Source organism: Streptomyces sp. NPDC019224 (assembly GCF_040632605.1).
Taxonomy (GTDB): domain Bacteria; phylum Actinomycetota; class Actinomycetes; order Streptomycetales; family Streptomycetaceae; genus Streptomyces.
In genome coordinates this window covers 27,862-38,734 of record NZ_JBEYCF010000035.1, presented here as the reverse complement: position 1 = coordinate 38,734, position 10,873 = coordinate 27,862, and the positions used below count along the sequence as shown (strand labels likewise).

Annotated in this window: 9 protein-coding genes; 5 read left to right on the top strand and 4 right to left on the bottom strand. The window is 74.1% G+C overall.

Translation table 11 applies throughout. The features are described 5' to 3' along the window. The first annotated feature begins 10 nt into the window (after positions 1 to 10). The 5 genes from ABZ564_RS21790 (at position 11) to ABZ564_RS21770 (ending at position 6,752) form a co-directional block, all read left to right on the top strand. Positions 11 to 307 (top strand): DUF503 domain-containing protein, encoded by a 297-nt coding sequence (locus ABZ564_RS21790; RefSeq protein WP_143625183.1) that lies wholly within the window; start codon positions 11 to 13, stop codon positions 305 to 307. Positions 308 to 353: 46 nt separating this feature from the next. Then, a complete protein-coding gene (gene rbfA / locus ABZ564_RS21785; RefSeq protein WP_143625185.1) occupies positions 354 to 797 on the top strand; it encodes a 30S ribosome-binding factor RbfA in 444 nt (147 codons plus the stop codon). After that, the gene (gene truB / locus ABZ564_RS21780) at positions 794 to 1,741 is read left to right on the top strand and encodes a tRNA pseudouridine(55) synthase TruB (protein ID WP_360858865.1); all 948 of its coding nucleotides are present in this window, start codon (positions 794 to 796) and stop codon (positions 1,739 to 1,741) included. The genes rbfA and truB overlap by 4 nt, the downstream gene beginning before the upstream one ends. 216 nt (positions 1,742 to 1,957) lie before the next feature. Continuing rightward, complete coding sequence (locus tag ABZ564_RS21775; protein WP_360858862.1) at positions 1,958 to 5,755, top strand: serine protease; 3,798 nt, start codon at positions 1,958 to 1,960, stop codon at positions 5,753 to 5,755. A 43-nt stretch (positions 5,756 to 5,798) separates the two neighbouring features. Then, positions 5,799 to 6,752, top strand: a complete 954-nt coding sequence (locus ABZ564_RS21770) for a bifunctional riboflavin kinase/FAD synthetase (protein WP_360858860.1) — start codon at positions 5,799 to 5,801, stop codon at positions 6,750 to 6,752. 46 nt (positions 6,753 to 6,798) lie between these two features. Here ABZ564_RS21770 and ABZ564_RS21765 read toward each other — a convergent pair whose 3' ends face one another. The 4 genes from ABZ564_RS21765 to ABZ564_RS21750 are packed head-to-tail and all read right to left on the bottom strand — an operon-like array spanning position 6,799 to position 10,851. Continuing rightward, positions 6,799 to 7,800, bottom strand: a complete 1,002-nt coding sequence (locus tag ABZ564_RS21765; protein ID WP_360858857.1) for an ABC transporter ATP-binding protein — start codon at positions 7,798 to 7,800, stop codon at positions 6,799 to 6,801. Next, on the bottom strand, positions 7,797 to 8,825 hold the full coding sequence (locus tag ABZ564_RS21760) for an ABC transporter ATP-binding protein (RefSeq protein ID WP_360858854.1): 1,029 nt from the start codon (positions 8,823 to 8,825) through the stop codon (positions 7,797 to 7,799). Before ABZ564_RS21760 ends, ABZ564_RS21765 begins: the two co-directional genes overlap by 4 nt. Next, entirely contained in the window at positions 8,822 to 9,772 is a 951-nt protein-coding gene (locus ABZ564_RS21755) for an ABC transporter permease (protein WP_360858851.1), read from the bottom strand. The genes ABZ564_RS21760 and ABZ564_RS21755 overlap by 4 nt, the downstream gene beginning before the upstream one ends. Continuing rightward, positions 9,769 to 10,851: an ABC transporter permease gene (locus ABZ564_RS21750; protein WP_360858848.1), complete on the bottom strand. Its 1,083-nt coding sequence runs from the start codon at positions 10,849 to 10,851 to the stop codon at positions 9,769 to 9,771. Before ABZ564_RS21750 ends, ABZ564_RS21755 begins: the two co-directional genes overlap by 4 nt. Positions 10,852 to 10,873 lie beyond the last annotated feature (22 nt).

Sequence of the window (10,873 nt, the reverse complement as noted above, 5' to 3'; positions counted from 1 at the left end):
CCGGACATACATGTATGTGGGGACACTGTCCTTCGACCTGCTTCTCGGCGACGTACGGTCGTTGAAGGAGAAGCGCTCCGTGGTCCGTCCGATCGTTGCCGAACTCCAGCGCAAGTACGCGGTGAGCGTGGCGGAGACGGGCGGACAGGATCTCCATCGCAGGGCCGAGATCGGCCTTGCCGTGGTCTCCGGGGACACCCGGCACCTCACAGACGTACTCGACCGGTGCGAGCGCCTCGTCGCCGCCCGGCCGGAAGTGGAGCTGCTGTCCGTACGACGGCGGCTGCACAGCGACGAAGACGATTGAGCAGGTCCGATTCCGGGTCGGACCAAAGGCAGAAGGAGACGGACCAGTGGCCGACAACGCGCGGGCTAAGAAGCTGGCGGACCTCATCCAGGAGGTGGTCGCCGGGAAACTGCAGCGCGGCATCAAGGACCCGCGGCTGGGGACGCACGTGACCATCACGGACGTCCGGGTCACCGGTGACCTGCGGGAGGCCACGGTCTTCTACACGGTCTACGGCGACGACGAGGAGCGGGCGAGCGCTGCGGCCGGCCTGCAGAGCGCCAAGGGCATCCTGCGGTCCGCGGTCGGCTCGGCGGCGGGTACGAAGTTCACCCCGACGCTCACCTTCGTGGCGGACGCGCTCCCGGAGAACGCCCGGGCCATCGAGGACCTGCTCGACCGGGCACGGGCCTCGGACGCCAAGGTGCGTGAGGCGTCCTCGGGCGCCACGTACGCCGGCGACGCGGACCCGTACCGCAAGCCGGAGGACGAGGACACCGCCTCCGAATGACGCAGAACAACAGGACGCCTCGGGAAAGGGGCGCGAGCGCAGCGACCCCGGGCAGTGGCGAGCGGGAGAGCGGACTTGTCATCGTCGACAAGCCGTCCGGCTTCACTTCGCACGACGTCGTCGCCAAGATGCGCGGCATCGCCCGCACCCGCCGCGTCGGCCACGCCGGCACCCTGGACCCGATGGCGACCGGTGTGCTCGTGCTCGGCGTCGAGAAGGCGACCAAGCTCCTCGGCCACCTCGCGCTGACCGAGAAGGAGTACCTCGGTACGATCCGGCTCGGCCAGAACACCGTCACGGACGACGCGGAGGGCGAGATCACCTCGTCCGCCGACGCCTCCGGTGTGACGCGTGAGGCGATCGACGCCGGGGTCGCCGCCCTCACGGGCGCCATCATGCAGGTGCCGTCCAAGGTCAGCGCCATCAAGATCGACGGCAAGCGGTCCTACGCGCGGGTGCGCGGCGGCGAGGAGTTCGAGATCCCGGCCCGGCCGGTGACCGTCTCGTCCTTCCGCGTCTACGACGTCCGCGAGGCCGTGGCCGAGGACGGCACCCCGGTCCTCGACCTGGTCGTCTCGGTGGTCTGCTCCTCCGGTACGTACATCCGAGCCCTCGCCCGCGACCTGGGCGCCGGGCTCGGTGTGGGCGGCCATCTGACCGCCCTGCGGCGCACCCGCGTCGGCCCGTACGGGCTGGACGCCGCGCGTACGCTCGACCAGCACCAGGAGGAGCTGGCCGTGATGCCGGTGGCCGAGGCCGCCGCCTCGGCGTTCCCCCGCTGGGACGTCGACGAGAAGCGGGCCGGGCTGCTGCTGAACGGCGTACGGCTGGACATGCCCCCCCACCCGCCGGGGCCGGTCGCCGTCTTCGGGCCGGACGGGCGGTTCCTGGTACTCGTCGAGGAGCAGAAGGGCAAGGCCAAGAGCCTCGCCGTCTTCGGCTGATCCGGCACCGGCCGCCGTCGCGCGGCCGTGCGGACCCACATCGTGGAGCGGGCAGAGCCCCCGTGCCCGCTCCACGATCCCCCCACCGCTTTCTGTCCACCGAACGCCCCTGATTCACCCCAACGGGCAGGCGCTCGGAGTGAATCAGGGGGGTGACGGGGGCGCTTTCGCCCGGAGTGGCCCTCGCGGGGATCTTCGCCGCCCTACCGTCGGATCATGGGATGCGGGGACCGGGCGACGCTGGTACGACTGTGCGATCCGGCCGGCCGGCCGCGAGGGACCGGCTTCGTCGCCGACGACCGGGGGACGGTCGTCACCAGCCACGAGGCGGTCGACGGCCTGCCCTACCTCCTGCTGCACGGCACGGACGGCCGTAGCCGCCGCGTGGAGGCCGCCGACATCACCGCCGTGCCGGAACGGGATCTCGCCCTCCTGCCCACCGGGGGACCGGACACCCTCGGTGTCCGGCCGCTGCCGGTCTGCGCGCGGGAGCGCATCGACCCCGGTACGTATGTGACGGTGGTGGCCCACGGTCTGCGCGAGGCGCGGATCCTGGGCCGTACGCCGGTGACGTACACCAGTCACGGCCGCACCCACCGGATCGACCGGGCCCTGGAGCTCGCCCTCGGTACGGACGGCAGCGACGCGCTCCGGCTGGGCGGCGCGGCGGTGGGCGGGCCCGTCCTCGACCCGGAGAGCGGGGCGGTCATCGCCGTCCTCGGCCTCGCCCTGCGGGCCTCGCACGCCACCGCGGGCTGCGCGACACCGCTCGCCGGGGCGCCCGGGGAGGGGCCGCTGGGCGAGCTGCTGCGGCGCAACGCCGTGACCGTCCCCGGCTACGGGCCCGGTCTCAACCTCGCCGGGGCCCTCCAGCTCACCGCCATGTCCGTGGGCTCGGCGAGCGGCCCCGGCGACCGGCACGACCCGGTGGAACGGCCCGACGTCCGCACCGAGTCCGAGGCGTTCGCGACGGCCGGCCCGGGAGAGTCCGCCGTGGTCCTGGGCCTCGTCGGCGAGCCCGGCACCGGCCGCACCACCGAGCTCGCCGCCATCGCCGCGCGCCGGGCGACGGGACCGGTGCCCGCGCCCACCCTGTGGCTGCGCGGCGCCGACCTCCTCGCGGACGACACCTCCGTCGCCGACGCCGTCGCGCGCACGCTCCAGCAGGCCGGGCGCATCGTCAGCGCCGCCGGGGCCACGGGCGACATGGCGAGCGCCACCCCGGAGCGGGTCGCCCGGCTGGCCGCCGACGCCGGTGTGCCGCTGCTCGTCCTGCTGGACGCCCCGGAGGAGATGCCGCCCGTCCTGGCGCACCGGCTGGCCGCCTGGACCACGGGCACGGTCGGCTGGCTCCGTGAGAACGGCGCCCGGCTCGTCGTCGGCTGCCGGCCCGAGCACTGGGAGACGGCCGGAGCGCTCTGCCCGCCCGGGGCGCTGCACCGGCCCGCCAGGCCCGCCCGCCGGCTGCCCCCCGCCGTCCGCGTCACCGACTTCACCGCGGGCCAGGCCGAACACGCCCGGGAACGGCTCGGCCTGCCGCCCGACGCCCTCGCCGCGGGCCACGACCGCCACCCGCTCACCCTTCGGCTGCTGGCGGAGGTACGCGCGGCCCTGCCGCCGGACACGCCCGGGCGCCCCGGTACGGAGGAGGTCTTCGCCGCCCACCTCGACCTGATGTGCCTGCGCATCGCCGTCCGCATCGCCGCCGGGAGCCGGCCCGGCGGCACGGCGGTGCGGCGCCTGGCCGCACGGGTGGCGGGGCAGGTCCACGAGGCGGCCCGGCGCTGCCTCGGCCCCGGACAGGGGGAGCTGGACCGAGCCGCCTTCGAGGAACTCTTCCCCTGGCGCACGGGCTGGGCCCCGGCGGTGCTCACCGAGGGACTCCTCGTCCCGGCGGGCGCCGGCTACCGCTTCGCGCACGAGGAGGTGGGGGACTGGATCCAGAGCACCCACCTCGATCTGGACGCGGCGCTGCGGGCGCTGGTGCACCGGTGGCACGCGGAGGCGGGGGAGGACGGCGGCCGGGTGCCGCGCCCCCGCCGGAGCGGACCGGCCGGGTCGAGCGAGGGTCCTCCTCCGGCGGGCCCGCGCAGCCTCCCCGTACCCCGGCACCGGATTGGCCCGGTGATCCAGGCCCTGCTCCTGCTGGCCCGCCGCCATGGCACGGCCGCCCTGGCCCATCGCCTGGCCGACCTGATCGAAGCCCTGGACCGGTTGCCGGAAGGTGTCGGAACCGGAGAGGGGGCCGACGCCGGCGGTGCGGCAGCGGGGTCCGGCGGAGCCGGTGATCCCGTGGGTTCCGTCGGCGGGGCGGGTGCGGGCGCCTACGCCGCGCGCGCCGGCGGTGCGCTCGGCCCCCTCGGCGGGCCCGCGGGCGAGGGAATCGGCCCGGTCCGCGCCGACGGGCCGCCCGCGCCGGTCGTGCCCGGTCGTGCCCGCCCGCTCTCCGACCCCCGCTGGTGGGCCGCTCACCTGCTCGCCGAGACGCTGTCGCGGGTCCCCGACGCGCGTCCCTACCTCGGGGTGCTCCGACTGCTCGCCGGGCGCGTCGTGCGGAGTTCGGACGAGGACGGCGGGGCCGGCGGGGCGTACGCCGAGTTCGGCCCCTGGTTCTGGCGGGGGCTGCGGCTGCCCGAGGCGGACCGGATGGATCTGTTCCGGCGGCTCGTCCCCGCCGACGGGCCGCCCGGTGCCGGGAACGGCGAGGGACGGTTCCTGGACGCTGTCGACCGGCGGCTCGCCGCCCATCCGCGTACCCTCATGCCTCTCCTGTGCACCTGGTTCACCGACGAGCGACCGCTCGCGGCCGGCCCGGACGCCGCGGTCCGGCCGACCGTCGCCGCCGCCGCGCAGGCGCTGCTGTACGCCCGCCGGGACCTCGCCGTCGACGACCTGGCCGACGCGCTGGTCTCGGCCGGACACCCCAGGGCCGAGGAACTGCTCGCCGCGCTCGCCGAGGACGAGCCGGCCGCGCTCTGCCGGGCCGTCGAGCGGTGGGCCGGGGACGGGGACCGGCGCGGCCGGCGGGTCGCCGCCGTCTCGTACGCGGCGCTCGTCGCACCCCGGCTGACCCACGACGCCGATCGCGACCGTCTGCGCCGGGCCGCCCTCGCGGTGCTGGCCCGTCCGGCCGACAGCGAACTGCACGGGCCGGTCCTCGCCCTGCTCGTCGCCGACCCCCGGACCCGGGACCGCTACCTCCCGCAGGCCGTCCGGGCGTTCACCGCCGTCGGGCCGCAGGACGTGCGGGTGCCGGCCGCCGCGCTCGCCGCCGCCCTGCCCACGCACCCGGAGGCCGTGGTGGGCGCGTACCGGGACCGGCTCGCGCGGCCGGACCAGGGCGCGGGGGAGGTGCTGCGGGCCCTGGCCGGGATCGACGCGCCCGCGCTCGCGCTGCACGCCGCCGGACTCGTACGCGCCTATGCCGACGGCCACCCGGAGGACACCGCGCACACCGCCGCGTACCTCGACCGCCGGCTGGAGCACGGGCCCGCCGCGCGCGCCCTGCTGCTGCCGCTGCTCACCGGCCTGCTCCGGGGCCGCCCGGTGGCCCCGCCGGTCCGGGGCTCGCTGGCCGCGGTGCTCGCCTCGCCGGGCAGCCCCGCCTCTCAGCCCACCCGGGACGAGCTGCTGGAAGTGCTGCTGGACTTCGAGCAGGGCGGGGGAGCCCCGGACCCGGTGGTGCTCGATGCGCTGCTGCGGGCCACCGCGACCGGATGCGGCGGGCGGTCGCCGGTGCGCACCAGGGCGCTGGTGCACCGGACCGGGATGCTTCTCGTGCGTACCCCCGAAGGGGCCGCGCTGTTCGACCGGCGGCTGGTCGCGCTCGTCCGCGAGGTCCCGGGGTTCGGCGCCCTGGTCGCGGGCTGGCTGGCCGAGGCGCCGCGGGAGTGGGCGGCCGTCGTCGGGCCCGGCGCACGGCGGACGGTGGAGGGGCTGACGGTGCCGGAGCCCGCGATGCCCATGCCGATGCAGGCCGCAGGGCGTGAGCATGGCAGTCTTAGACCTGCGTAAGCGAGACAACCACGTACACAGGTTCGGGCGAGGAGCGGTCAGAGTGCAGCGCTGGCGAGGCTTGGAGGACATCCCCCAGGACTGGGGGCGCAGCGTCGTCACCATCGGCTCGTACGACGGGGTGCACCGCGGGCATCAGCTGATCATCGGCCGGGCCGTCGAACGGGCGCGGGAGCTGGGTGTGCCCTCGGTCGTCGTGACCTTCGACCCGCACCCCAGCGAGGTGGTCCGGCCCGGCAGCCACCCGCCGCTGCTCGCCCCGCACCACCGGCGCGCGGAGCTGATGGCGGAGCTGGGCGTGGACGCGATGCTGATCCTGCCGTTCACCACGGAGTTCTCGCGGCTCGCGCCGGCCGACTTCATCGCGAAGGTACTCGTCGACAAGCTGCACGCCCGGCTGGTCATCGAGGGCCCCAACTTCCGTTTCGGCCACAAGGCCGCGGGGAACGTCGAGCTGCTGACCGAGCTGGGCGCCGAGCACGACTACCGCGTCGAGGTCATCGACCTGAGGGTGCGCGGCGAGGCGGGCGGCGGCGAGCCGTTCTCCTCCACGCTCACCCGGCGCCTGGTCGCCGAGGGGGACATGGCCGGGGCCGCCGAGATCCTGGGCCGCCCGCACCGCGTCGAGGGTGTCGTCGTCCGGGGTGCTCAGCGGGGGCGCGAGCTGGGTTTCCCCACCGCCAACGTCGAAACCCTCCCGCACACCGCGATTCCCGCCGACGGTGTGTACGCGGGCTGGCTGCACGCGAACGGTGAGGCGATGCCCGCCGCGATCTCGGTCGGCACCAATCCCCAGTTCGACGGCACCGAGCGCACGGTGGAGGCGTACGCGATCGACCGCGTCGGCCTCGACCTGTACGGCCTGCACGTCGCCGTGGACTTCCTGGCGTACGTACGCGGGATGCTGAAGTTCGACACGATCGACGACCTGCTCGTGGCGATGGCCGCCGACGTGAAGAGGTGCGGCGAGCTGATCGCCGCGGCCGAGCGGGACTGACCGGCGGGGTTTCCCGGCCTGCGCGGCCGGGAAACCCGTACGACCGTCAGGAAGCGGGTGCCGTGACCTTCGCGGTGGCCCAGTGACACGCCACCTGGGTCTCCCCGCCGCCCGCCAGGACCGGCAGGTCCTGCGTACGACACAGGTCCGCGACGCCCGCCCGCTCCGCCTCGCCCGACGCCAGCACCTGGCAGCGGGCGTGGAAGCGACAGCCGGACGGGACCCGGGACGGGTCCGGCGGCTCACCGGTCAGCACCACCGGATCGCCCGGCGCCTCCGGCAGCACCGACAGCAGCGCCTGGGTGTAAGGATGGCGCGGGGCCGTCAGGATCTGCTCGACGTCACCCGTCTCCACGATGCGGCCCAGATACATCACCGCGACCCGGTCCGCGATGTTCCACGCCAGACCGAGATCATGCGTCACCACCAGCGCGGACAGGCCCAGCTCCTCGCGCAGCCGCAGCAGCAGCGCCAGGATCTCGCCGCGCACCGACGCGTCCAGCGAGGCCACCGGCTCGTCCGCCACGATCAGCTCCGGCTCCAGGACCAGCGCCCCCGCGATCACGACACGCTGTCGCTGACCGCCGGACAGCTCGTGCGGGTAGCGCAGGAAGAACCGCTCCGGGGGACGAAGCCCGGCCCGTGACAGCGCGTCGTGCACCGCCTGTCGCTCGTCGCCCCCGTAGCCGTGGATGCGCAGGCCCTCGGCCACCGCGTCGTACACCGTGTGGCGCGGGTTCAGCGAACCGCTGGGGTCCTGGAGGACCAGCTGCACCCGCTTGCGGTACGCCTTGAGCGCCCGGCTCCCGTAGTCCAGCGGCTTCCCGTCGAACGTGACCTGCCCGGCCGTCGGCGGGACCAGGCCCAGCAGCGAACGGGCCAGCGTCGTCTTGCCGCACCCCGACTCGCCGACCAGCGCGACGATCTCGCCGGGCCGGATGTCCAGGTCCACGCCGTCCACCGCACGCGCCGGTGCGGCCCCGTGCCGGCCGGGGAAGGTGATCCGGAGCCCCTGCGCGCTGAGCAGGTCCACGGGGGTCGTCGTCATGATGTGCTCCTTGCTTCCTCGGCGCCCGGCAGGACCGGCGCGGCGGCCCCCTCCGGATCCACCAGCACGCAGGCGGCCTGCCGCCCCGGGCCCGCGTCCCGCAGCTCCTGGTCCAGCGTGGCGCAGGAGTCCAGGGCCAGCGCGCAGCGCGGGTGGAAGGTGCAGCCGGCCGGCAGCGCCGACGGGTCGGGCGGGTCGCCGGGCAGGCCCTGGGGCGCGAACCGGGACGCCGGGTCCCCGATGCGCGGGAAGGCGCCCGACAGGGCCCTGCTGTACGGGTGGTGCGCGTTCTCGTAGACCTCGGACGCCGGACCCTGCTCGACGACCCGGCCCGCGTACATCACCGCGAGCCGGTCGCAGGTGTCGGACAGCACCGCGAGGTCATGGCTGATCATGATCAGGCCGAGATCCTGTTCGGAGACCAGCTCCTCGATCAGCCGCAGGATCTGGGCCTGGATCATCACGTCCAGGGCCGTCGTCGGCTCGTCGGCGATGATCAGACCGGGGTCGCAGGCGAGCGCCATCGCGATCATCACGCGCTGCCGCTGCCCGCCGGACAGCTCGTGCGGATAGGCGTCCGCCCGGGCCGCGGGCAGCCCGACCTGTTCCAGCAGCTCACCGGCCCGTTTGCGGGCCGCCGCCGGGGTCGTCCTCCTGTGCAGCAGGATCGGCTCGGCGATCTGGTCCCCGATGCGGTGGACCGCGTTCAGCGAGTGCATCGCGCCCTGGAAGACGATCGATGCGCCCGCCCAGCGCACGGCCCTCACCTGGCCCCACTTCATCGCGAGGACGTCCTCGCCGTTCAGCAGGATCTCGCCGGTCACCTTCGTGCCCGCGGGCAGCAGCCGCAGCAGGGCCAGCGCCAGCGTGGACTTCCCGCAGCCGGACTCCCCGGCGATGCCGAGCTTGCGTCCGGCCTCGACCTCCAGGTTCACCCCGCGGACGGCCTGCGCCCCGCCGGCGTACGTCACCGTCAGGTCGCGTACCTCCAGAAGAGGCGCCTTGCGGATGCTCGTCGTACTCAACGGGCCACCCCCAGCTTGGGATTGAGGACGGACTCGATGGCGCGGCCGCACAGCGTGAACGCCAGGGCGACCAGGGCGATGGCGATGCCCGGCGGTGCCAGGTACCACCAGTCGCCGGCGCTCACCGCCCCCGCGGCGCGCGCGTCCTGGAGCATGCTGCCCCAGGAGGTGATGGTCGGGTCGCCGAGGCCGAGGAAGGCCAGCGTGGCCTCGCTCAGGATCGCGCTGGAGATCGCCAGCGTGGTCTGGGCGAGCACCAGCGGCATCACGTTCGGCAGGACGTGCCGCAACATGACGTGGCCGTGGCCGCCGCCCAGCGCGCGGGCGCGCTCGATGTACGGGCGGGACTCCACGGCGAGGGTCTGCGCCCGCACCAGCCGGGCGGTGGTCGGCCAGGTCGTGACGCCGATCGCGATGACGATGGTCCACAGGGAGCGGTCCATCACGGTGGCGAGGGCGATGGCCAGTACCAGGGTCGGCATCACCAGGAACCAGTCGGTCACCCGCATCAGCACGGTCGAGTACCAGCCGCGGTAGTGGCCGGCGATGATTCCGACGATCGTGCCGATGGCGACGCACAGGAACGCCGCGAGCAGCCCCACGGTGAGCGAGACGCGCGCGCCCCACACCAGCAGCGCGAGCACGCTGCGCCCGAACTGGTCGGTGCCGAGCGGGAACTCGCCGCTCGGCGACTCCAGCGCCCCACCGGACGCCTCGGTGACGCTCTGCGAGTCGGCTCCGACGAGCTGCGGCGCGGCCAGCGCGATCAGGGCGATCAGCACCAGACAGCTCAGGCCCCACATACCGCCCTTGTGCGTGCGGTACTCCCGCCAGAAGCGGGCCACGGACTGGCGTTTGCGGGCCCGGGCCAGGGCACGGGCACTCCTGACCGGCCCGGGCGGGGCCGGCGCCGGTGCCGGCGTGGGCATGGAATCGGTCGTGGTCATCGGCCCACCCGGGGATCGAGCAACGGATACAGCACATCGGCAAGGGTGTTCGCCAGGATCACCGCGGTGGCGAAGACGAAGAACAGGCCCTGGACGAGAGGCAGGTCGGGGGTGCTCAGTCCCTGGTAGAAGAGGGAACCGAGACCCGGCCAGGAGAACACGGTCTCCACCAGGATCTGCCCGGCGACCACATGCCCCAGGTTGACGAACATCAGGGTGAAGGTGGGCAGCATGGCGTTGGGGACGGCGTGCTTGCGGCGCACGACGTCGTCCCGCAGCCCCTTGGCGCGGGCCGTCGTCAGATAGTCGCTGCCCATCTCGTCCAGCAGCGAGGAGCGCATCACCAGCAGGGTCTGCGCGTAGCCGACGGCCACCAGGGTGATGACCGGGAGCACCATGTGGTGCGCGACGTCGGCGATGTGGCCGAAGCCGCTCGCCCCGTCGCCCGACGTCATTCCGCCCGTCGGGAACATTCCGGGGATCGGGCCGACGCCCACCGAGAAGACGATGATCAGGAGCAGCCCGAGCCAGAACGACGGCACCGAGTAGAGCGTGAGCGCGAGCGCGGTGTTGAACCGGTCGTTCGCCGAGCCGTTGCGCCACGCGGTGCGGGTGCCGAGCCACAGGCCGAGCAGGCTGTAGAGGACGTAGGCGGTGCCGGTGAGCAGCAGCGTCGCCGGCAGCTTCTCGACGATCTTGTCGATGACCGGTGCGTGGTACGCGTAGGAGGCGCCGAAGTCGCCGGTGAGCGCGTCCCCGATGTAGCTGGTGAACTGCTGCCACATCGGCTGGTCGAGCCCGAACTGGTGGCGCATCGCTTCGAGCTGTTCGGCCGATACGCGCCGGCCGCCCGTCATCTGTTTGACCGGGTCGCTCGGAATGAGCCGGAAGAGGAAGAAGCTGGTGACCAGAACCGCGAACAGCGAGACGACGGCGCCCGCGATCTTGGCGGCCACGTACTTCAGATAGGCCTTGGTGTTGCGCGCCCGTGGACCGCGTGCGGCCGAGGGGCCGGCCGGAGGGCCGTCCGTGGCCGCGTCCGCCTGTTGCACGAGCGCCGGAGTGCTGTCAGCTGTCATGGGGAACTCTCGTTACTCGTGT